At 72.5% G+C, this 22,522-nt stretch carries 18 protein-coding genes; 9 read left to right on the top strand and 9 right to left on the bottom strand.

Annotation, left to right across the window (positions count from 1 at the left end; genetic code table 11):
• The first annotated feature begins 336 nt into the window (after positions 1–336).
• Entirely contained in the window at positions 337–1,599 is a 1,263-nt protein-coding gene (locus FRAEUI1C_RS12750) for an ABC transporter substrate-binding protein (protein WP_013423711.1), read from the top strand.
• 48 nt (positions 1,600–1,647) lie between these two features.
• Here FRAEUI1C_RS12750 and FRAEUI1C_RS12745 read toward each other — a convergent pair whose 3' ends face one another.
• The 5 genes from FRAEUI1C_RS12745 to FRAEUI1C_RS12725 form a co-directional block, all read right to left on the bottom strand.
• Positions 1,648–2,325: a response regulator gene (locus tag FRAEUI1C_RS12745; protein ID WP_269724401.1), complete on the bottom strand. Its 678-nt coding sequence runs from the start codon at positions 2,323–2,325 to the stop codon at positions 1,648–1,650.
• Between the two features lie 74 nt (positions 2,326–2,399).
• Positions 2,400–3,845, bottom strand: a complete 1,446-nt coding sequence (locus tag FRAEUI1C_RS12740; protein WP_013423709.1) for a sensor histidine kinase — start codon at positions 3,843–3,845, stop codon at positions 2,400–2,402.
• Positions 3,846–3,986: 141 nt separating this feature from the next.
• A complete protein-coding gene (locus FRAEUI1C_RS12735) occupies positions 3,987–4,844 on the bottom strand; it encodes an ABC transporter permease (protein ID WP_013423708.1) in 858 nt (285 codons plus the stop codon).
• The gene (locus FRAEUI1C_RS12730; protein ID WP_013423707.1) at positions 4,841–5,842 is read right to left on the bottom strand and encodes an ABC transporter ATP-binding protein; all 1,002 of its coding nucleotides are present in this window, start codon (positions 5,840–5,842) and stop codon (positions 4,841–4,843) included. Before FRAEUI1C_RS12730 ends, FRAEUI1C_RS12735 begins: the two co-directional genes overlap by 4 nt.
• A gap of 114 nt (positions 5,843–5,956) precedes the next feature.
• Complete coding sequence (locus FRAEUI1C_RS12725) at positions 5,957–7,063, bottom strand: ABC transporter substrate-binding protein (RefSeq protein ID WP_013423706.1); 1,107 nt, start codon at positions 7,061–7,063, stop codon at positions 5,957–5,959.
• A 352-nt stretch (positions 7,064–7,415) separates the two neighbouring features.
• On the opposite strand from FRAEUI1C_RS12725, the gene FRAEUI1C_RS12720 reads away from it, so the two are divergent.
• The gene (locus FRAEUI1C_RS12720) at positions 7,416–8,789 is read left to right on the top strand and encodes a serine hydrolase domain-containing protein (protein ID WP_013423705.1); all 1,374 of its coding nucleotides are present in this window, start codon (positions 7,416–7,418) and stop codon (positions 8,787–8,789) included.
• Positions 8,790–8,819: 30 nt separating this feature from the next.
• On the opposite strand, the gene FRAEUI1C_RS12715 is transcribed toward FRAEUI1C_RS12720, so the two are convergent.
• Together FRAEUI1C_RS12715 and FRAEUI1C_RS12710 are read right to left on the bottom strand one after the other, a co-directional pair.
• The gene (locus FRAEUI1C_RS12715; RefSeq protein WP_013423704.1) at positions 8,820–11,039 is read right to left on the bottom strand and encodes a carbon starvation CstA family protein; all 2,220 of its coding nucleotides are present in this window, start codon (positions 11,037–11,039) and stop codon (positions 8,820–8,822) included.
• On the bottom strand, positions 11,036–11,389 hold the full coding sequence (locus tag FRAEUI1C_RS12710) for a hypothetical protein (RefSeq protein ID WP_013423703.1): 354 nt from the start codon (positions 11,387–11,389) through the stop codon (positions 11,036–11,038). The genes FRAEUI1C_RS12715 and FRAEUI1C_RS12710 overlap by 4 nt, the downstream gene beginning before the upstream one ends.
• Positions 11,390–11,655: 266 nt before the next feature.
• Between FRAEUI1C_RS12710 and FRAEUI1C_RS12705 the strand changes: the two genes are divergently transcribed.
• Positions 11,656–12,189, top strand: a complete 534-nt coding sequence (locus tag FRAEUI1C_RS12705) for a ferritin-like domain-containing protein (protein WP_013423702.1) — start codon at positions 11,656–11,658, stop codon at positions 12,187–12,189.
• 120 nt (positions 12,190–12,309) lie between these two features.
• On the top strand, positions 12,310–14,244 hold the full coding sequence (locus tag FRAEUI1C_RS12700) for a serine/threonine-protein kinase (protein ID WP_013423701.1): 1,935 nt from the start codon (positions 12,310–12,312) through the stop codon (positions 14,242–14,244).
• 94 nt (positions 14,245–14,338) lie between these two features.
• On the opposite strand, the gene FRAEUI1C_RS39485 is transcribed toward FRAEUI1C_RS12700, so the two are convergent.
• The gene (locus tag FRAEUI1C_RS39485) at positions 14,339–14,569 is read right to left on the bottom strand and encodes a hypothetical protein (RefSeq protein ID WP_157734916.1); all 231 of its coding nucleotides are present in this window, start codon (positions 14,567–14,569) and stop codon (positions 14,339–14,341) included.
• 812 nt (positions 14,570–15,381) lie between these two features.
• Here FRAEUI1C_RS39485 and FRAEUI1C_RS12690 point away from each other — a divergent pair.
• Complete coding sequence (locus tag FRAEUI1C_RS12690) at positions 15,382–16,728, top strand: NsdA family TPR-like regulatory protein (protein ID WP_013423699.1); 1,347 nt, start codon at positions 15,382–15,384, stop codon at positions 16,726–16,728.
• Here the strand turns inward: FRAEUI1C_RS12690 and FRAEUI1C_RS12685 are convergent.
• Positions 16,721–18,139 (bottom strand): alkaline phosphatase PhoX, encoded by a 1,419-nt coding sequence (locus tag FRAEUI1C_RS12685; protein WP_013423698.1) that lies wholly within the window; start codon positions 18,137–18,139, stop codon positions 16,721–16,723. The two genes, FRAEUI1C_RS12690 and FRAEUI1C_RS12685, sit on opposite strands and share 8 nt — an antisense overlap.
• A 269-nt stretch (positions 18,140–18,408) precedes the next feature.
• On the opposite strand from FRAEUI1C_RS12685, the gene FRAEUI1C_RS12680 reads away from it, so the two are divergent.
• From FRAEUI1C_RS12680 to FRAEUI1C_RS12665, 4 genes are all read left to right on the top strand, one after another.
• Positions 18,409–18,876, top strand: a complete 468-nt coding sequence (locus FRAEUI1C_RS12680; RefSeq protein WP_013423697.1) for an SRPBCC family protein — start codon at positions 18,409–18,411, stop codon at positions 18,874–18,876.
• A 129-nt stretch (positions 18,877–19,005) separates the two neighbouring features.
• On the top strand, positions 19,006–20,166 hold the full coding sequence (locus tag FRAEUI1C_RS12675; protein WP_013423696.1) for an Rv3169 family protein: 1,161 nt from the start codon (positions 19,006–19,008) through the stop codon (positions 20,164–20,166).
• Complete coding sequence (locus tag FRAEUI1C_RS12670; protein ID WP_013423695.1) at positions 20,166–21,377, top strand: cytochrome P450; 1,212 nt, start codon at positions 20,166–20,168, stop codon at positions 21,375–21,377. The genes FRAEUI1C_RS12675 and FRAEUI1C_RS12670 overlap by 1 nt, the downstream gene beginning before the upstream one ends.
• Positions 21,374–22,474, top strand: a complete 1,101-nt coding sequence (locus FRAEUI1C_RS12665; protein WP_013423694.1) for a phosphotransferase family protein — start codon at positions 21,374–21,376, stop codon at positions 22,472–22,474. Before FRAEUI1C_RS12670 ends, FRAEUI1C_RS12665 begins: the two co-directional genes overlap by 4 nt.
• Positions 22,475–22,522 lie beyond the last annotated feature (48 nt).

The raw sequence follows: 22,522 nt of genomic DNA, 5'->3' as shown, positions 1-22,522 counted from the left end.
CACCCGCGCCACGACGGCGACGGGCCGGGCCGCCACGGCGAAACCGGTCGCCGCAATGGGGCCCTTTGCGGACGGCATTGTGGGTTACCCATTCCGCCGCGCAGGCCTCGGCAGCGAGCGCGACGAAATGAACGGCACGATCAGGACCACTGTGGGCCCGGTCACATAGGCGGTGAACGGCCGGTCGCGGCCGAACACCACGGACCAGCACCGCCCGCTCCCCCCGGAACGTCCGCCCGGTCGGCACGTTAGCCTCCTGTCTCGCAGCAAGTACCGGGTGTTGGCAATATGGGTCGAACCTGGACTGACCGATCCTGGAATGGGAGAAGAAACCCCATGATCCTTCGCCACCCGCGTGGGCGGGCCACGACCGTGGCGATCGCGGCGGTAATAGTAGGGTTACCCGCTGCCATTACCGCCTGCCAGTCGTCGTCGAACACGGCCTCCAACGGCGCCCACTCGTGCGCGGCCGAGCCGGGCGTGACCGGCAGCTCGGTCAAGATTGGGCTGATCTATCCCGACAGCGGCCCGGCCGAGATCGCCTCCGCGTTCAAGGCGTCCCGCAGCGGGGTCGAGGCCCGCATCGGCCTGCAGAACGACCGCGGCGGCGTCGAGGGTCGCAGGATCGACCTGGTGTGGGGTGACGACCAGTCCGACGCCCAGACCTTCTCACAGGTCGCGCACAATATGATTGACGACCAGAAGGTTTTCGGCCTCGTCGCCACGTCGATTGTTCTCGACCAGTCGGCCGACTGGCTCCAGAAGCAGAACGTGCCGGTCACCGGAACCGCCACTAGCGCCAACTGGAGCAACTACACCAACGTCTTCTCCGCCGGCAACCTGTTCAACACCGGCGGCACCTCGGTCTTCGGCGACTTCGTCAAGGCACAGGGCGGGACGAAGGCGCTCGTGGTCGTCGACCCGAACATCGCGGCGTCGAAGAACCTGGCGTTGCAGTTCGTCCCGAGCCTGCAGAGCCGCGGGATTCAGATCGTCGACGTCGTCACCTACACCAACGGGGTCACCAACCCGGCGCGTGTCGCCGACCAGCTGCGGAAGTCCGGCGCGGACACGCTCGTCGGCGCCGCCCAGTCCGACCCGTTCATCGACATCTACTCACAGGCCAAGGCCAACGGCGCCAGGATCAAGGTGGCGCTGAACGCCACCGGATTCAGCCCGGGGCTGCTCGCCCAGCGGGGCGCCGACATGGCCGGCATGTCCATCCTGTCGAGCGTCGCCGCACAGGACTCGCCGGCGATGAAGTCGTACCTGAACGCGATCTCCACCTACGCCCCGGAACTGACGGACCCGACCGACGAGCTCGCTCTCGCCGGCTACGTGGCCGCGGACGAGATGATCCAGGGCATCCAGCTCGCCGGCGTCTGCCCGACCCGCCAGGCCTTCATCCAGAAGATGCGCAAGGTCACCAACTTCACCTCCAGCGGCATGATCCCGCCGATCGACCTGACGAAGCCCAAGCAGCCGATTCTGTGCGAGAACTTCATGAACGTCGACGCGACGGGCCACACGTTCGCTCCCGTGCAGCCCCCCGCCGCGCTCGACCACGACGGGTACTGGTGCGGGGTGGCGCTCCAGTAGCCGTCCTCGCGCTCCCCGCGGTGCTGACCGCCGGCCCGGCGCCGGCGGTCAGGCCGGGGTGATCGGCGGCAGCAGGCCGCGTTCGAGGGCGGCCGTGACGGCATGGGTGCGGTCGTCGACCTGGAGCTTGGCGAAGACGCGCAGCAGGTGGGTCTTCACGGTGGCCTCGCCGATGAACAGCTCCCGGCCGATCTCGGCGTTGGTGCGGCCACGGGCGACCGCGGCGAGCACCTCGGTCTCCCGGCGGGTCAACGTGACCGGGTCGGGGGCGCGCAGCCGGGACGCCAGCCGGGCGGCGACCGGCGGGGCCAGCACGGTCTCGCCGCGCGCCACCGCGCGGACCGCCTCGGCCAGCGTCTCCAGCGGGGCGTCCTTGAGCAGGTAGCCGGCGGCCCCGGCGGCGACCGCCCGCACGATGTCGGCATCACCGTCGTAGGTGGTCAGGACGAGCACGGCGACGTCCGGCCCCGCGGCGGTGATCCGCTCGATCGCGGCGACGCCGTCGAGGCGTGGCATCCGCAGGTCCATCAGGACGACGTCGGGCCGTAGCTCGCCGGCTCTGGCGACGGCCTCGTACCCGTCGGCCGCCGTCCCGACGACGCGCAGGTCCGGCTGGCTGGCCAGCATGCCGACCAGCCCCGACCGCACCACCGGATGGTCGTCGACCACCAGCACCTGGATCGCCGCCCGCGCACCGGCCACTGCCCGCTCGCCTGCCGCTGCCACGGGCCGCGCCGCGGCTCCTGTCTCGGCCGGGGCCGGCGCGGCGACCGGCTGGCCCCGGCGCGGGCGGCTGGCGGTCACGGCTCGCTCACCAGGCGGGCGAGGACCTCGGTGCCCGTGCCCGGAGCCGACGTGACCCGCAGCTCCCCGCCCGCCGCCTCGACCCGGCGGCGCAGGCCGGTCAGGCCCGTTCCCGGCTCGGTGCCGGCGGCGAAGCCGACCCCGTCGTCGACGACCCGCAGGATCGCCTCCCCCGGGCCGCCGGGGGCCAGGACGAGGCTCACCCGGCTCGGGGACGCGTGCCGGCGGGCGTTCGTAAGCGCCTCCTGGGCGGCCCGCAGCAGCACCAGCTCCTGCGCCGGCCGCAGGGCGAGCCCGCCGGGCGGCGCGGCCCCCGGCCCGCCCGGCCCGGTCGGGAGGGGGTCGGCCGGGACCGGCCCAGCCGGGAGCGGGTCGGTGGGCTCGCCGGCGACACGCACGTCGACGTCGATGCCGGTCTCCCGGGTGAAGCGGCGGGCGAGCTGGGTGAGCGCGTCGCGCAGGCTGGTGCCGTCCAGCTCCACCCGGGACTGGGCCGCGACCAGCGCGCGCGCCTGTGCGAGGTTCTCCTGGGCGACCTCCTCGACCAGCTGGAGGCGCTCGCGGGCGCCCGCCGGGTCCGTCCCCAGCTGGGCGAGCGCGGTCCGGGCCAGCATGAGGATGCTGGTGTACCCCTGCGCGAGCGTGTCGTGGACGTCGCGGGCCAGCCGCTCCCGCTCGGCCTGGGCGCCGCGGTCCCGTTCCAGCGCGGCGACCTCGGCCTTCGTGCGCCCGAGCTCGGCGATCAGGCCCGCCTGGTCCCGGTTGCGGTCGAACAGCCGGTGGACCCAGAAGCCGATCAGCAGGCTGAACGCGACGCCGGTCAGCTCGTTGCCGATCGCGGCCACGAGCCCGAGGTGTACCTGTTCCTGGTGCAGCAGCACCCCCGCCAGGCTGGCGACGAACACCAGCACCGTCCACACCACGCTTGGGGCCCGCCGCTCCTCGAGCGACCACACCTGCGGGTACGCGATGAACAGCAGGAACAGCCCGTCGGGCGCGACCCGGGCCAGCACGCCGATCCCGAGGACCAGCACGACCAGGTACGCGGTCACCACGCGGGTCTGCCGGCGCGTGCGCACGGCGGCCGGCATCCCGAACCGGGCCACGACGGCGTAGGCCACCGTGATCGCGCCGAGCGAGGCGAGGCCCGCCGGGCGTTCCCAGGCAGCCTGCTCGTCCACCGTCAGCACCGTGACCGTGGCCAGCGTGACGAGGACGACGAACGCGAGGTGCAGCCCGAGCACGATACGGCGCCAGAGGCGCGCGCCGATGGCGATCCCTTCCTCCACCGACAGGTCCGACAGGGCACCCCACGGCTCGGCCGACAGTGGATCGGTCACGGCGGGCTCGGCCGGCCGCGGCTCGGCCGACAGCAATTCGGCCGACGGTGGCTCGGCCCGCCGGCCGGCCTCGGGGCCCGCCGCCACGCCCGGGTTCGTCACGTTGGCTCCCGCCCCTCGCCGCCGGCCTCGGTACCAATGGCCTCGGTACCAATGGCCTCGGTACCTATGGCCTCGGTACCAGTCGCCTCGATACCAGTGTCGGTCGTGGTCACATCCTGATCGAGCCCCGGCCGACGGGGATCAGGCCGGGCGGCGCCAGCGGAAGCGGCGGGCGCAGACGTAGAGCCCGGCGACGACCCACACGCCGAGAACCAGCGCGGTGCGGCCGTGCTCCCAGCTCCCGGCTACCTCGGCGCGTGCCGCGGCCTCCGGGAGGAACACCGAACGCATCCCCTGGGTCAGCCACTTCAGCGGGAAGACGCTGGCGACGATCCGCATCCAGCCCGGCAGGTCGCTGAAGACGAAGAAGACCCCGGAGAAGAACTGCAGCACGAGGGCCATCGGCGCGATGATCGTGTCGGCGTTCTTCCCCGACCGCGGCACGAGCGACACCGCGAAGCCGAGCACGGTGCCGGCCAGGGTGCCGAGGACGGCCACCCACGCCAGCGTCAGCCAGTGGGCCGTGTCCGCGGGGAGCGGGACGTCGAAGACGAGGCGCGCGACCACGACCAGCACCGCGAGCTGGGCGCAGGTCGTGACCAGCACCTGGATGCCCTTCCCGGCGAGGTAGGAGATCGGCGGCGTGCCGAGTGCCTGGAGGCGGGCCAGCTCGCCGGCTTCGCGCTCGTGCGCGATCCGGATCCCCACCTGCTGGAAGGTGTTCAGGATGATGCCCGTCGCCGCGATCCCGGCGGTGAAGTAGTCGACGTAGGTCACGCCGCCCGGCACCGTCTGGTCACCGAGGACGGAGCCGAAGATCAGCAGCATCACGGTCGGGTAGAGGAACGAGAAGACCAGGGCCTCGCGGGCCCGCACGTAGAGCAGCAGCTCCAGCGCGGCCCGCGCCCGGGCGATCCGCCACGCGCCGGGCGGCGCGGGCAGGCTGGTCGGGGCGGCGGCCGCGGCCAGGGTGGAGGTGGCGGTCTGGGCGCTGCTCATGATCCACTCCGGAGGACGGCGCGCGGCGCGCGCGGCTGGGCGAGGTCGGACGGGCCGGCGGCGGCCCCACGGCGGAGGGAACGCGTGTCCGGCGCAGGGTCGCCGGACACGGGGTCATCGGAGACGGGATCGTCGGAGACGGGGCCGGCGGCGGCGCGGTCGGCCTTTTCGAGCAGGGCCAGGTAGATCTCCTCCAGGGTCGGGCGGAGGATCTCGAGGTCCTCGATCTCGCCGTCCGGCGTGGCCGCGAGCAGGTCGCGGACCACCGCGGTCGGCGTCGGGGTCCTGACCTCACGGACCTGGCCGCCGTCGCGCCAGCGCACGGTCGCGCTGTCGCGCAGCCGGCCGCCGAACTCGGCCGTCGGCGCGGTCTCGATCAGCTGCCCGTGCGTGATCACGCCGACCCGGTCGCAGAGCTGGGCCGCCTCGTCGAGGTAGTGCGTCGTGAGCAGGATCGTCGTGCCCTGGGCCCGCAGCGCCTCGACCAGCTCCCACACCTGGCGGCGGCCCTGCGGGTCCAGGCCGGTGGTGGGCTCGTCGAGGAACAGCAGCTCCGGGCGGCCCTGGACGCCGAGCGCGACGTCGAGGCGGCGGCGCTGGCCGCCGGAGAGCGCCTCGATCCGGGTGCCCGCCTGCTCGGTGAGCCCGACCGCGTCGATCAGCTCGTCCGTCGGCCGCGGCGCGGCGTGGTATCCGGCGAAGTGCCGGACCGCCTCGGCGACGGTGAGGTCGAGCGCCGCGCCGGTGGTCTGCGCGACGACGCCGGTGCGGGCCCGCCAGGACCTGGTGGCCGCCGCGGGGTCGTGGCCGAGCACGGTGACCCGGCCACCGTCGCGGGAGCGGAAGCCCTCCAGGATCTCGACCGTGGTCGTCTTGCCCGCCCCGTTGGGGCCGAGCAGCGCGAAGCACTCGCCGGCCTCGACGGTCAGGTCGAGGTCACGCACGACGGGCCGCCCGCCGTAGGCCTTGCGCAGTGCGGCTATCTCAATCGCTGGCATGCCACCATGATCTCGCCGCCCGGGACCCGCGCGGAACCACCGCGAGGTGGGCGGCGCCGTCCACCGAACGGTGGACCCCCGGCGCGCGGACGAGCGTGGCGCGGGACCCGCCCGTCAGCTCCCCGGCTCGAAGAGGCCTTCGAACTCCAGCTTCTCGTTGCGGACCCGGCCGTAGAGCAGCCAGTCGCCGCGGAACATGCCGTGCTCGTGGGGCGAGCCCGCGATGTGGGTACGCGGCCCGCCCGTCGTGCTGGGCATGAAGCGGATGCGCTCCAGGCCCTCCTTCAGACCGACGCCGGACAGCGTCGGCGCCCGGAACAGGCCGGCGGCCAGCACCCGGGCGGTGTCATAGGCCAGGACCGGGATCGCGTTCGGCCACAGCGGCGGCGCCTCGCCGTAGCGGGCCACATACCGGTCGTGGAAGCCGTGGACCAGCGCGTTGCTCGGGTCGAACTGGTCGATGCCGACCCAGCCCTCGAACTTCTCGAAGCCCATCAGGTAGAACATGAACGCCGTGCCCATGATCCGCGGCGGGTCCCAGGCGAGCTCGTCGAGCGCCGCGCGCAGCAGCCCCTGCAGCGCGAGCATGCCGTAGCCCATGTAGCACAGCGCGTCCGGGTTGGACTGCCGCAGGCTCGCGAGGTTGTCGGCGAGGTGGGTCGGGCTCTGCCCCACGGTCTCCAGCGCGACGATGCTCAGGCCCTGGATCCGGCACTCCTGGCGGAAGTAGCGGAAGTACTCGTCGCCGTTGGGCGAGACCTCGCTGAGGACGGCCACCCGCTTGTGGCCGTTGCGGGCGAGCCAGGCCGCGCACAGGGCCGCGTCCCCGCCGCAGTCGCCGTTGCCGAGCCGGAAGCAGTAGTCCCCCGCCAGCCGCTCGGTGCCGGCCCAGCTGATCAACGGGACCTGCAGCTCGTTCGCGAGCGGCGCCACGGCGATCGCGTTGTCCGAGCTGTAGGCGCCGGCGACCCCGATGCACCCCTGGTCGACGAGATACCGGAAGCCGTCCGTGGCGTTGCGGGCCGAGCCCCGGGGCAGCCCGTTCTCGGCGTGCAGGACGAACTCGACCGGCCGGTCCAGGAAACCCTGCTCGATGGCCTCGTCGAAGGCCATCCGGTGGATCCTGTCGTAGCCGCCGCCGGGACCGTCGAGCGCCGAACCAAGCCAGCCGATCTTGATCGGCTCCGCGTCGCCACGAAAGGTGTCCCTACGGGATTCCATCCTGGTCCCCTTCTGTCGGCTTCTGTCCGCACGCCGTGGCTGACATATTGGATAATGTAGAACGTATCAAGGGCGTCCGCCGCGGGCGACCGACGGCGCCGCCGGCGCTCGCACCGGTGCCCGTAGACGGCCCGCCCATCATCTTGATCGCCGTTTCCGCCCTCTGGTGGCTATGAAACAGGCTCGGCGACGACCATCCGAGGGCCAAGACGGCGATCATGGGCCGTCGGCCCGGCCGCCGCCGGGAGGCCTACCCCTCGGCCACGCGGTCGCCATGGCGTGCCCCGGCTACGTGCCCGGTACGGTCGGACGGACAGCCCTGGGTGAGAGGGCTGGGCGAGAGGGGACGACGTTGCCTTCCGAGGAGCTGCTGGTCGCCACCAGGCGCGCGCTGCGCCACCGGCTGGCCGTCGGCCAGGCGGCCGGCCGCACGCCCTCGCTGATGGGTGCCGTGGTGCGTGGCGGGCAGCTGGTCTGGTCCGGCGGCCGCAGCATGATCGACGGCCACGCCCCGGACGCCGACGTCCAGTACCGGATCGGTTCCATCACGAAGAGCTTCGTCGCCGTGCAGGTCATGCGCCTGCGGGACGAGGGCCGGCTGGACCTGGCCGACCCGCTGGAGCGCCACCTGCCCGGCACCGCCGCCGGGCCGCTGACGATCGCCCAACTGCTGGGCCACACCTCCGGGCTCGCGGCGGAGACGCCGGAGCCCTGGTGGGAGCGCACCCCCGGGACCGTGCGGCCGAGGCTGGCCGACGTGCTGGGCGAGCCGCCGACGCGGCATCCGGCCGGTCGCCGCTTCCACTACTCGAACCCGGGGTTCGCGCTGCTGGGCGCGCTGGTCGGCCGGCTGCGTGGGACGTCGTGGGCCGACGCGCTGCGCGACGACGTGCTCGCCCCGCTCGGGATGACCCGGACCTCGCTGTCGCCCCAGGCCCCGCACGCCGGGGGCTTCGCGGTGCATCCGTGGGCGGACGTGATGCTGCCCGAGCCGTTGACGGACACCGGGGTGATGGCGCCGGCGGGCCAGCTCTGGTCGACCGCCGCGGACCTGGCCCGGTGGGCGGCGTTCCTCGCCGGCGGCGCCGAGGGCGTCCTGGGCCGCGCCACGATCACCGAGATGCGCCGGCCCGCGTCGGGGCCCGACGAGACCGACGACTGGGCCACCGCGTACGGGCTCGGCCTGCAGCTGCGGCGCCACGGCGGGCAGGTCCTGTTCGGGCACACCGGCTCGATGCCGGGATTCCTGGCCGCGCTGTGGGTGAGCGAACGCGAGGACGTCGCCGCCGTCGTGCTGGCGAACGTGACCTCTGGCCCGGCGGTCGGGTCCATCGCCGCCGACCTGGTGCAGATCGTCGCCGAGCACGAACCGCGGCCTCCCGAGCCGTGGCGCCCGCTGCCCACGGCCGACCCGGAGCTTCTGGCGCTCACCGGGCCCTGGTACTGGGGCCCGTCCCCGCATCTGCTGCGGCTGCTGGCCGACCGGGGGCTGGAGCTCACCCCGGTCGGCCAGACCGGCCGCGGCTCCCGGTTCCGGGCCGAGGTGGACGGCACCTGGACCGGCCTGGACGGCTACTACGCGGGCGAGACGCTGCGGGTGGTGCGGGCGCCGGACGCCGCCGGCACCCACCTGGACCTCGGCAGCTTCGTCTTCACCCGGGCGCCCTACCAGCCGGACGCGCCCATCCCCGGCGGTGTCGGCGAGGACGGCTGGCACGCCTTCTGACCCCAGGCCCGGGTCAGCGCCTGGCCCGGGTCAGTGGACCGGTGGCAGGACGGACTCGTGCTGCCGCGGAACGGTCGCGTCGTCCAGGCTCCCGCGTGGCCGGGCGACCGCCTCGCTCGCGAAGAGCCCGGTGGGCACGACGAGCCGCGAGGCCACGTAGGCCGTCTCCGTGGTCGGCGCCGGTGTCCGGGCGAGGACCGCGCGCAGGCAGACCCGGGTCGCGTCGGCGAGCACGACGAGGACCAGCAGGCCGAACGTCAGCGCGAGGACCCCGTCCACCGTCGAGTTCTGCACGATCTTGTGCATGTCACCGATGCTCTTGGCCGGCGCCAGCAGCTTCCCGTCGTCGAGCGCGCCGGCGTAGCGGTCCCGCTGCGCGAAGAAGCCGAGCTTGGGATCCTCGGAGAACACCTTCTGCCAGGTGGCGGTGAAGGTGACCGCGACGTCCCAGGCCAGCGGAACCCCGGTCACCCAGGCCCACCGCGCGCGCCCGCTCTTGACGAACAGGGTGGTCGCCACCGTCAGGGCGATGGCCGCGAGCAGCTGGTTGGCCAGGCCGAACAGCGGGAAAAGCTGGTTGATGCCGCCGAGCGGGTCGGTCACCCCGGCCCAGAGGAAATAGCCCCAGGCGCCGACCACCAGGGCGCTGCTCAGCCAGACCCCCGGCCACCAGCTCACCCGCCCGATCGGTTTCCAGACGTTTCCGAGCATGTCCTGCAGCATGAACCGGCCGACGCGGGTGCCGGCGTCGATGGTGGTGAGAATGAACAGCGCCTCGAACATGATCGCGAAGTGATACCAGAACGCGCTCAACGCGCCGCTGCCGAAGGCACCGGAAAGGATGTGGGACATGCCGACGGCGAGCGTCGGGGCGCCTCCGGTGCGGGCGACCAGTGACGATTCACCGACGGACCGGGCCGCGGCGGCGAGCGTGTCCGGCGTGACGCTGAATCCCAGGTGGGCGACCGCGGTCGACGCCGACGACGCCGTGCTGCCGACGACCCCGGCGGGCGCGTTCATCGCGAAGTACAGACCGGGGCTGAGCACCGCCGCCGCGATCAGCGCCATCAACGCGACGAAGGACTCGGTCAGCATCGCGCCGTAGCCGACCAGCCGGATCTGCGACTCCTTCTGGATCAGCTTCGGGGTGGTGCCGGACGCGACGAGCGCGTGGAACCCGGACAGGGCCCCGCACGCGATGGTGATGAAAAGGAACGGGAACAGGCTGCCGGCGAACACCGGACCGTTGCCACGGGTGGCGAAGGGGCTGATCGCGTCCGCGCGCAGCGTCGGGAGCTCCACGAGAACCCCGACGGCGAGCAATCCGATGGTGCCCACCTTCATGAAGGTGGACAGATAGTCGCGGGGCGCGAGCAGCACCCACACCGGCAGCACCGAGGCGACGAATCCGTACGCCACCAGGCAGCCGACCAGCGCCTTCGGGCTGAGCGTGAAGGCGGCGGCGAGGCTGGACTCCTGGACCCAGTGGCCACCGACGATCGCCGCGAGCAGTGCCGCGACGCCGAGCGCGGTGGCCTCGGCGATCCGCCCCGGCCGCAGCACCCGCAGGTAGACGCCCATGAAGAGCGCGATCGGGATCGTCATCGCGATCGAGAACGTCCCCCACGGGGAATGCGCGAGGGCCCCGACCACGACGAGCGCGAGCACCGCCAGCAGGATGATCATGATCGCGAAGACGCCGACCAGCGCCGCCGCGCCGCCGACCGGGCCGATCTCGTCGCGAGCCAGCTGGCCGAGGCTCTTACCGTCGCGCCGCATCGAGAAGAACAGCGTGACCATGTCCTGCACCGCGCCCGCGAAGATCACTCCGGCGACGATCCAGATCGTGCCGGGCAGGTAGCCCATCTGCGCCGCGAGGACGGGGCCGACGAGCGGCCCGGCGCCGGCGATGGCGGCGAAGTGGTGCCCGAACAGGACCCGCCGGTCGGTCGGCTGGTAGTCGACGCCGTTGTCGAGGCGCTCGGCCGGCGTCGCCCGACCGTCATCCACCCGCAGCACCCTGGTGGCGAGGAACCGGGCGTAGAACCGGAAGGCGATCGCGAACGAGCCGAGGCCCGCGACCAGCATCCAGGCGGCGGAGACCGACTCGTGCCGGGAGAGCGCGAGCACGGCCCAGCCGATCGCGCCGGCCACCGACACGGCGGCCCAGCCGGCGATCGACCGCAGGCGTTGGGCCGTGCCGCCGCCGGACGGGCGGTCGGCACCGAACGCTTCGCGCGGCGCGCTCATACCCGGCCGCCCGAGCCAGCGGTGGAGACGGGCCGCGCGTGCCGACCCGTGAGGTCGAGCCCCTGGGGCAGATCGCTGCTGAAGCGCCGGAAGCCGAACCGGTGCCGGCAGTCGACCACGACGTCCCGGCCCACCAGGTCCGGGTAGGCACGCGGGTGGGCCAGCACGCTGCCGGCCGGATCCGCCGCCACCGGGCGCAGGCGGCGCGACCGCAGCGCGACCGCGCGGGGGGCCGTGCGCAGCCACGGGTGGCCGGTACACCCGCAGCAGACGCCGAGCGCGGCCCAGTCGAACACGATCATCTCGCCGTCGCGCAGTGCCGCGCGCGCCCGGTCGGTGAGCCGAATCACCGGTCTCCTCCCTCGCGACCGTCGTGTCCGTCACGGGCCATCGGTTTCCCATGATCGCGAGGTCGCCTCTTTATAGCCGGACGACGCTACGATCGGTTACCTCATGGTCACGCCAGTAACCCTGGCGGGAGAGTTGTCCCGCTTGACCGGTGAAAGCGCGTCCCCGGGAACGTGAACCGCGAGTGGCCCAGGTTTCAGCGGCCGATGGTGTGAGCCCCGCCGCCGGTGGACAGGAGGGGACTACGACCCAGGCTGAAGGAGCAGCGATGACGGACTTCCTGACGGATGTGAAGACCCTCCGGGCGCGGGCCCGCGAGCAGATCGAACGCGGTCCGGTGACGGACGCGTACGGCGCCGACCTGGCTCGGGTCATCGACGTGTGCAATGAGGCGCTCGCCACCGAACTGGTCTGCGTCCTGCGCTACAAGCGGCATTTCTTCACCGCGCAGGGCCTCGGCTCGGGCCAGGTCGCGGCGGAGTTCGCGCAGCACGCGACCGAGGAGCAGGCGCACGCCGACCTGCTCGCCGCCCGCATCACGCAGCTGGGTGGATCGCCGGACTTCGACCCCGACACGTTGACGATGCGTTCGCACGCCGAGTACGACGCCAGTCCCGGCCTCCTGGAGATGGTCAGGGAGGACCTGGTCGCCGAGCGGATCGCGATCGCCTCCTACACCGAGATCATCGGGTGGCTCGGCGAGAAGGACCCGACGTCCCGTCGGATGTTCGAAGGGATTCTGGAGCAGGAGGAGGAGCACGCGGACGACCTGCTGACCTTCCTGCAGAAGATGGAGCCCTGACCCGGCCGGTCGCTGGTTGCACCCGGCGTGGCCGTTCTGCGGCGATATGTGGCCTCGCGACTAGACTCCGGTGTCCATGACGGGGCAGTGGGTCAAGCCGCGAGGCCGCCGGAGCGCTCGGTGATCGTCGATCGCGAGCGGCTGGAGAAGGCCCTGCCCGGCTACCGGGTCGCCGGCCGGCTCGGGGCCGGCGCGTTCGGCCTGGTGGTGGGCGGCCAACACCGCCGGATGGGCCGCTCAGTAGCGATCAAGGTGATGGACGCCGACGGCTCCGCGGGCGTCGCGTCCGGCTTCATCTCCGAGGCCCGGCTGCTGGCCAGGCTGGACCATCCGCACCTGGTCCGCGTGCACGACTACGTCGAGGCCGAGGGCCTCTGCCTGGTGGTCATGGAGCTGCTGGCCGGGGGCACGCTGACCAACCGGCTGGCCGAGCTCGGCCCCGAGCAGGCCTGCGCCGTCGGGCTGGCGGTCGCCGCGGCGCTGGAGCACGCGCACGGCGAGGGCGTCCTGCACCGGGACATCAAGCCCGACAACATCCTGTTCGGCACGGACGGAACCCCGAAGGTCAGCGACTTCGGGCTCGCGAAGGTCTTCGAGGGGTCCGCGGCCACCGCCAGCGGGACGGTCGGCACTCCCCTCTACATGGCGCCGGAGCAGATCCAGGGCGGGCGGCTCGGCCCCGGCACCGACCTCTACGCCCTGGCCGTCGTGCTCTACCGGCTGCTGGCCGGGCGCCCCATGTTCGACCCGAAGCAGCCCGTGCACGCGATGCTGTACCAGCAGCTGACCGTGACGCCGGCGCCGCTGACCGGGGTGGACCCGCGGCTGGCCGCCGTCGTGCGGCGCGCGCTGGCCAAGGACCCCGCCGAGCGCCACCAGGACGCCCGGGCGTTCGCGGTGGACCTCGCGGGAGCGGCCGCCCAGGCCTTCGGCGCCGGCTGGGCCGCCCGTTCCGGGGTCCCGCTGCACGTCGACGACGCCGTCCGCGCCGCCGCCGACCCGGCCGACACCGACCCGGACGCCACAGCCACAGCCACCGAGTCTGATCGGCCCCTGGCCGGACTTGCCGGAGGCGAGCTGGCTGCCCTGGGAGCCGCGCTGGCTCCCGCCGAACGCGCGCCGGCTGTCGCGGTAGCCGGCGCAGCTGTCGCCCTGGCCGAGCCGGCCGTAGCCGTCGCCAGTCCGGGCGCCGTGGCCAGTGCGGGTGTTGCCCCGGCCGGGCCGGCCGCCGATGAGGACCCGGCCGCCGCTGGCGCCGCGCCGGCAGCCGGCGGAAACCCGCCGCCCGCCTCCATCGACGGCAAGGTCGCCGCCGGGAAGGTCGCCGACGGGAGCGCGCCGCCGGACGCGACGGGCAGGTCTCGGCGCAGGCTGGCGCGGCTGGCCTTCGTCTGCGCCCTCGTGGTGGCCGCCGTCGCCGTGCCGGTGGGCCTGCTCGACGCCGGCATCCGCTCGGGCGGGAGCCACGCGGCGGCGAAGAACGCCACCGACGTCTCGGTCAGCGCGCGGCCTCCGACGGCGACGGCCACCTCCGCCCCGGCGACCCCGCCGTCCGGGCCGGCCACGACACCGGCTGTCACGCCGAGCACCGCCACGTCGGCCGTGACACCCCAGACCGTCAGCTCATCGGCTGGCGCGGGGCCCGCGAGCGTCCCGTCCCAGACCGCGCCGCCCACCATCCGACCGACCGCCAGCTCGGGCCAGGCCGGCCCCGCGGGTCCCGGGTCCGACCCGAGCTATCAGGCCGGGTCGTCGGTCAGCGTCGCCGGCTGCGCCGGCTGGCTGGACTTCTCCGACATCCTCTACGGAACGCTTTCCGCCGGTGCCGCCTCCTGTGCCGCCGATGTCATCACGACCAGCGACACCCTCGGCGACTCGACGGTCAGGCTCACCGCCGAGAACTACGCCGAGAAGAACTCCGCCCCCGGCGGCTTCCTGTATTTCGGCTACTACAAGCTCTCGGTCCACATCTGCATCTGGAATGTGGCCGACACCGGCCACAAGCAGTGCTCGGCCACGTACACCGACACCCAGGGAACCGTCACCCGGGGCTGAGCGACGCCGCCGGCACGCGAGCCCGCCAGGGGACGGCCACCCAGGCGCGGCCGGGCCTGGGCCACGCCCCGCGAAACGTCGATGGGGCAGCGGTTCATGGCCTGTCGTAGATCACCGCGGCGGCCCCGGCTGTGACGTGGGACACCGAGATAATTCGGGACATATCAGGTTTACCGCGCAGGAATCGATGCCGCGCATTCATCGATCGCGCCCCGCCAGGCTGTGACGTCGGGCACAGATCGAATGGCAACCGCGCGAGAAAAGGCAGATCAAGCCGATCGACAGAAGCACCTACCTGCCAGTTGTGCATCAGTTTGAAATCCACTGGTCAGCCAACTCCCACCTGCTTTCCGGATCCCCATGGGCGGCGAGTGGGCCGGGTGTGGCATTGCGCATGCAAAGGCGTCTGCACGGGCGTACTGTCCGCAGACAGATCACTACAACGAGGTGGTGATCAGGCCCGCCGAAGCAATCGGCGCGCGCGACGGGTCCGGGCGAAGGCGGGGGGACGCAGTCCAGTCCCCCGCCTTCCCTGTCTTAGGAGGCAATACATGGTGGCCGCCGTCACCCTCGCTCTGGCTGCCCTTGTCCTGGCAACCGTGACCGCCGTCGGGGCGACGATCACCGCACGCAGGCTCCGGCGCACCTCCGATATGGCCCGCGTCCTGACCGTCATCCCCCGCCGCTGCCCTGACTGCGGTCACGGCTGGGAGGACGGCCGCGCCCGGCACACCCCCTGCGCCTCGACACACCGTGCCGTGGCGTCCCTCCTGCTGCCTCCCGACATCGCCTGACGCTCTCCCCGGCCGGCCGGGACCGAGCCGCGGAGAGCCTTCCCAGGTCGCGGAATCCCGCTGAATCCAACACCGGGGCCGCCGACTCCGCGCGGGTGATTCCCAGGTTTCGGATCTTATGAAGACACGATGCCACGGACCTGCCCGACATCCGTTCCAGGCCACGCACACCTGTCGCTTCTTTCAGCCCATTCCATTCCCGAGGCAGCCGGCAATGACAACCGTTCCGCACTGGAAAGCACCGATTTGGCGTGCGTTCAGTGCACCCATCGCACTCGCAACTCGCTGGAATTAGCGAGACCCATGAGGCACCCGTACCCCCAACCAGAGAGGATCGTCAACGATGTCGGGTAACGCCCAGGCCTGCGCACATCCACTGACGTTCGTCCGCGCCCAGCGGGGCTGGTCCTACCAGAAGCTCGCCCGAGTCGTCGCGAAGAGAGCCCGCGACCTCGGCGAGGCCAACATGGCCGCCGAAAGACAGAAGGTATGGCGATGGGAGCACCGTGGCGTCGTCCCTGACCGGGTGACCCAGCTCGCGCTGGCGACCGAGCTCGGCGTGCCCACCGACCGGCTGGACTCCCATCCCTGGCCCACCTGGCTGCCCACCGGGGACAACGTCCGCACCAACTACCCGTGGACCCAGGCCGGCAGCCTCACCGCGCTGACCGACGTCGTCGAGGACGCCGTCGCCGACCGCCGCGGTTTCCTGACCATCAGCAGCTCCGGGATCGCGGCGCTCGCCGAGCAGTGGCTCGGCCTGGAGCCGGCCCACCTCGCCGGCGCGCTGGACGGCGGGCTGGTCGACGAGCAGATCGTGACGCGGATCGCGCACAGCCTGCCCGGCCTGCGCGTGATGGACAACCGACTCGGCGGGGCGAGCGTGCGCCGGCTCGTCGACGCGGAGCTCGGTGTGGTGGCCGAGCTGCTCTCGGCCGGCCGCTACACCGAGCAGATCAGTCGCGAGCTGCACCTGGTCGCCGCGGAGCTGGCCCGGTTCGCCGGCTGGGTCTCCTTCGACGCCGGGTACCAGACGGCGGCCCAGCGGTACTGGCTGGCCGCGCTGCACGCGGCGCACGTCGCCGGCGACCGCCTGCTCGGCGCGAACGTGCTGAAGAACCTGTCCCTGCAGTGCCTGGACGTGTCGCGGCCGGTCGAGGCGATCGCGCTGGCCGAGGCGGCGGTCCACACGGCGGACGGCGCCGGCGGGCGGGTCAGCGCGATGATGCACCTTCGCAAGGCCCGGGCCCACGCGGCGCTCGGCGACCAGGTCGCCTGCCTGCACGAGATCGGCGTCGCCGAGACCGCGTTCGACCAGACCACCGCGCCCGAGCCGGACTGGGCCGGCTACTTCGACGACGCCGAGTTCCAGGCCCAGGTCGGCTGCTGCTACATCGACCTCGGGCACCTGCTGTCGGCCGACGGCTGGCTCAGCCAGGCGCAGGCGGCCCAGTCGACCGAGAAGCCCCGCGACCGCACGACCTACCTGCTGCGCCGCGCGGGCGTGCAGATCGACCTGGGCGACGTCGACGCCGGCTGCGCGCTCGCCACCCAGGCGGTGCCGCTGCTCGCGGCCACCCGGTCACGGCGCAACGCGCGCCGGGCCGAGGACGTCCGCGTCCGGCTGCGCCGGCACGCGTCCGTCCCCGCCGTCCGCGACCTCGAGCAGCGCCTCGCCGAGATCAGCTAGGCAGACTCTGCCAGGGCCCGGTGATGACGCAGGTCAGGCCCGGGTACTGCACGTTGACGACGAGGTGACGGCCGTCGGCGGTGAACCGGACACCCGAGAGCTCGCTGGCCCCGACCGGGCCGGGCGCGGGGAAGTCGTCCGGCGACCAGTAGTGCAGGTCGAGCGGAGCGATCACCTTGGCCAGGTCGACGATCCGGCCGGCCGGGGTGAGCAGCCGCAGGTAGTTGTCACCGCCGTCCTCGTCCTCGCCGTCCCCGTCCTCGCACATCAGGACGCCGCCGCGCGGGCCGACCGTGATCGTGTCCGGCTGGTCGAGGACCCTGCCGTCGGTCGACTCGTACAGCAGGGTCAGCAGGCCGCCGTCGCGTCCGGTCGGCCGGTAGCGCCACACCTGGCCCTCGCCGGCGTCGCCGGCCTCCGAGGCGACGAACGTCAGTGAGCCGTTCGCCCACTCGGCGCCTTCCAGGCCGAGGAACCGGGCGCCGCCGCGGGCCCGGCCCTGGCTGTACACCGAGCCGGCGAAGGTCTCGGCGTCGGCCGGGTCCGGGTGGGCGATGTCGACCCAGCCGACGGGCAGCCGCTCGCCGACGCGCTGGCCGGTCTCCGTGTCGTAGGTCGGCTCACCGCGCACGGCGAGCATCTGCAGCCGGCCGCCCGCGGCGAGCCGGCCCGGCCGGTCCGGCAGGAAGCGGTACAGGCCGTCGCCGGGGTCGCCGTTGTCCTCGGTCAGGTACACGATCCCGGTCGCCGGGTCGACCGGAGCGCACTCGTGCTCGAACCGGCCCATCGCGCGCAGCGGAACCGGCTCGACCGGCCCTCGGGCGCTCGCGGGCACCTCGAAGACGTACCCGTGCGGCTTCTCGTAGCCGGCGCCGGTCCCGTCGACCGTCTCCTCGCAGGACAGCCAGCTGCCCCACGGCGTCGGGGAGCCGTTGCAGTTCTCCAGCGTCCCGTTGAGCACGAGGAAGCTCTCCCGCAGGCGGCCGGCCGCCAGGTCGTACGACGACGAGGTCACCCCCGCCGGGGCCGCCCGGTCGTACGCGGCCCGCGGGCCGAGGCTGCGCTGCTTCACGCCAGGCATGTCGGCGTCGATCTCGTGGTTGCGCAGGATCCGGATGGTGTCCCGGCCGGTGGCGAACAGGGCCTGCCCGTCGTGCGCGATCGGCGTGGCCAGGCCGTCGGACATCCGCGTCCCGGCGGCGCCGAACGACGTGTAGCGGAACCCCGGCGGCAGCGCCAGCTCCGGGCCGGCCTTGGCCAGCGGGCCGAGGCCGGCGACGGCTCCGCTCGGCTGGGCACCGCCACTCGCCGGAGCCCCGGCCCAGGCCGCCTGGTCGAGCCCCGGCGCGAGGCCAGCGCCGAGCAGTCCCAGCCCCGCGGCGGTCAGCACCTGCCTGCGTGTCGCACCCATCGCATCCACCGTTCGTCAGCCGCCCGGCCGGACCACCAGGCCGCACGGACGCTAAGGACGACCGGAAAGGACCCGGCAACGGACCCGCGTCCGCCGGGCTGACGCAGGGCAAACAGTTCGTGCGCCGCTCCCCCACACGACCGGCACCCAACCCACCGTCCCGGGGCGGGGCAGCCGGAACCGCGCGTCGGACCGGCCGCGCGGTGGCCGCGAGCTGGGGCGATGTCCGTTTGTGGCGTGCGATATGCCGCCATGGCAGGGTGGCCTTCATGACGGAAACAGAGCGGTTCGAGGTCTCCCGGCAGGTGGCGGCGTCGCCGTCGGCGGTATTCGCGGTGGTGAGCGACCCCGCGGGCCACGTGAAGATCGACAGTTCCGGCATGCTGCAGTCTGCCGACGGGGAGCCGGTGAGCGCGGTCGGCGACGAGTTCGTCGTGCACATGGACCGCGAGGCGCTCAACGACTATCCGCTGGGCAAGTACGACGTCACGGTGATCATCACGAAGTTCGAGCAGGACGCCCTCATCGAGTGGACGATCGGCGGCGCGCTGCTGGGCGAGCCGCTGCGCCACCTGTACGGCTACCGGCTGGAGCCCAGCGACGGCGGCACCCGGGTGACCTCGTACTACGACTGGTCCGAGATCCCGGAGACCTACCGCGGCAAGGGGATCTTCCCGGTCATCCCCGAGGCCGCTCTGCGGGCCACCCTCGGCATCCTGGCCCGCACCGTCGAGTAGCCGCCGGCGCGCCCGCCACCGTCCTGGCGGGTGCGCCCAGCCATGCCTGGGAGATGAGACAAACATGAAGTAGTGTTTCGCCGTACGACAGGATCGTCGCCCTGCATCGGTGCGTGAGGGGTAGGACAGATGGCACCCAAGGACATCGGCGCACTGCGCGGCGCGGACGAGACCATGACCCACCAGATCGTGGACACGTTCGCCACCGTCTCCGAATCCGATCTGGCCTGGACCGAGAAGGTCTGGGGCTCGCTCGCGAGCACCGACGGCTCCCTGCAGGTCGACTTCGGCCTCGGGAAGTACCACAACCGCGGCGTCATCGACGGCTTCGCCGGCGTCTCCCGAGGCCGTGAGCAGTGGACGGTACGGGGAAGCCGCGAGCTGCGCGGCGCCCCGGAGCTGATGGGCGTCGGCCCGATCAGCTATGAGATCGTCGAGCCGTTGAACCAGGTGCGGTTCCGGCTGGAGGAGAACGACGTCCAGCCCGTCTCGTTCGACCTCGTGCTGTCCGGGGTGACGAGGCCGTTCTTCGAGGACCGCAACCTGGTGCGCAACCGGCACACCGGCCGCGTCGACGTCAATGTCGTGCGCTACCACCAGGGCGGCTGGGTGTCCGGCACCGTCACCGTCGCGGGTGAGAAGCACGAGGTCAGCCAGCGGGAGTGGTTCGGCTACCGGGACCATTCCTGGGGTGTCCGCCAGAGCGTCGGGGCGCCGCCTCCCGATCTCGCCAAGGGCCGCGCCCGGCCCAAGGGCGCGATCAAGGGCCACATGAAGTGGTCGCCCATGTTCCTGGGCCGGCCGGACGGGTCGTTCTACGAGTCGGCCGTCTTCGTCACCGGCGCGAACTGGGGCTACGCGTCGACCTACCTGAACGAGGGGGACGGCCGGCAGCTGCCGGTCCGGACGACGGACGCGCGGGTCGAGTACGACGCGCGGACCCGGTTCGTGAAGGGCGGCGAGCTGCAGCTCGTCATGGAGTCGGGCGAGAAGCGGGTCATCGAGTTCGAGGCGCTGGGCGAGTCCGGCTTCTTCCTCAAGACCGGCCTGTACGGACCGTGGAAGGGCCAGATCCACGGGACGTGGAAGGGCGCGCTGTACGTGGACGGCGAGTACATCGCGGACTGCTGGTCGGACGAGTACCTGCCGCAGCTCGGGCAGCTGCGCGATACCCCCGTACGAGTCAGGGAGGGTGACGCCGTGGGCTACGGGATCATGGAGAGCATCATCAGCGGGGAGTGGCCCGAGCTCGGCCTCACCGCCGAGTCCGACCACCAGGTGGCCTTCTGATGAGCACCACGACGGCGGCGCAGGTCAACGTCCTCGACCCGCAGTTCTACGTGGACCCGTGGGAGGCGTACCGCTGGCTGCGTGACGAGGCTCCGGTGTTCTGGGACGCCCGGCAGAAGCTCTGGGTGATCTCGCGTTTTCACGACGTCGTCGCCGTGGAGAAGAACGGGGCGCTCTACTCGTCGTTCTACGGGTCGCGGCCGCACATCGACCTGACCCATGACGAGTCCATGATCAACATGGATGACCCGGAGCATCAGGCCCAGCGCAACCTGGTCGTGCCCCAGTTCACCCCGCGGGCGGTGCGCCGGCACGAGGACCACGTGCGCGCGGTGGTCACCGAGGTCCTCGACGACGTCGTCGCCCTCGGCGAGTGCGAGGCGATCGAGGCGATCGCCTCCCGGGTGCCCGCGATCATGATCGGGGACCTGCTCGGCTATCCGCGGGAGATCTGGCAGCGCGTCCGGCACTGGTCCGAGCAGATCATGCTCCTGTCCGGCCTGACCTCGCCGGACGGGCCGCCGCACGTGACGCACCCGGGGATCGGGCCGGTCATCACCGACTTCATCGAGACGACGATCGGCATCATCAAGGAGCGCCGGGCCGAGCCCAGGGACGACCTCATCTCGCTGTGGGCCACCAGGCCCGGGTGGAGCACCAAGCGCGTCCTCGACGAGACCCTGCTCGTCCTCGACGGCGGCGCGGAGACGACCCGTACGGTCATCGGGACGATGATCCGCGATCTCGCGGTGTATCCCGAGCAGCGGCGGGTGCTCCAGGAGCAGCCCGAGCTCCTCACGTCCAAGGCGGTCGAGGAGTTCATCCGGTGGGTCTCGCCGGTCCTGAACATGCGCCGGACGGCCACCGAGGACCACGAGCTGCAGGGCCAGCAGATCAAGAAGGGCGACCAGCTCCTGCTGCTCTACCCGGCGGCGAACCGCGACCCGCGGGTGTTCACCGACCCGGAGACGCTGGACGTGGCCAGGACGGCGCCCCGCCATGTCGCCTTCGGCTTCGGCACGCACGTCTGCCTCGGCGCCCATCTGGCCCGGCTGGAGCTGCGCGTCATGTTCGAGGAGCTGCTGCGCCGGATCCCGGACTGGGAGCTGGTCGACCCGGACGAGCCCAGAATCCTGCCCGCGACGTTCACCCGGGCCTACGACACCATCCGGATCCGGTTCGCGCCGGCCGCCGTGGGGCCCGGCCGGTGAGAGGTACCGACGATCTGCACCGGCTGACCGGCTGGTTGGCGGAACGGATGCCGGCCGCGTCGGGCCTGCGCATCGAGAACGCGGACCGCATCACGTTCGGGCATTCCGCCGAGATCACCGCGCTGGCCCTGGCCTGGACCGAGGGCGGCACGGCACGGCGCAGGGACGTCGTGCTCCGGCTGTGCCCGCCCTCCCCCGGGCTGCTGGAGCCGTACGACATGGCCCGGCAGTTCACGATCCTGCGCGCGCTGGAGCCGACCGCCGTGCGGGGCCCGGCGGTGCTGTGGCTCGACGAGTCCGGTGACGTGCTCGGCCGGCCGTTCTACGTGATGGCCAAGGTGCCCGGCCAGGTCTACGAGCAGCACATCCCCGCCGAGCTGGAGGCGAGCCCGACGACCATCCACCGGATGACGCAGGGCATCATCGAGCAGCTCGCCGCCATCCATTCCGTGGACCCGGGAGAGCGCGGGCTGGCCGGCGAGGGCGAGGGACGGACCTATCTGGCCGACCAGCTGGCGCACTGGTCGGCCGAGCTGCGCCGCGTCCGGAAGGACCGGCTCCCGGCGCTGGAGCGGCTGCACGAGGCGCTGGTCGAACGCCGGCCGGTCCCGTCCGAGCGGATCACCCTCGTGCACGGCGACGTGAAGCCCGGGAACTTCGCCTTCGAGGGCGGCGAGGTCACGGGCGTCTTCGACTGGGAGCTGGCCGGGATCGGCGACCCCCTCGCGGACATCGGGTACCTGGAGCTGTTCTGGAACGTCCCGGTGCACTTCACCAGCCGGCCCGCCGCCCTGGCGTTCGAGGACGCCGTCGCCTACTACGAGCGGCTGACGGGCATCCCGGTGCGCCACCGGGACTGGTACCGGTCGTTCCAGACCTTCAAGACCTGCGTGATCCTGCTGGTCGGGACGATGATGTTCGACTCCGGCGCCAGTGACGACCTGCGGTTCGCCGAGATGGGTCTCGCCATTCCGCACTACACCCGGGCGGCGCTGCGGGACCTGGGCGTCGCGGACGATCTCGATCCGGGGCCGGTCCGTGCCAGCCGGGAGCGCTACCGCGAGGTGCGCGACCGGCTCGCGGCGGCGGCCAGCTGACCGGAGCCGGCCGGCTCGCCAGGCCCGGACGACGCCCGGCGAGCCGGC

It is taken from the genome of Pseudofrankia inefficax (assembly GCF_000166135.1).
Classification (GTDB): domain Bacteria; phylum Actinomycetota; class Actinomycetes; order Frankiales; family Frankiaceae; genus Pseudofrankia; species Pseudofrankia inefficax.
Note: the sequence above shows the minus strand (reverse complement) of the source record. Positions and strands in the feature narration are given on the sequence as shown.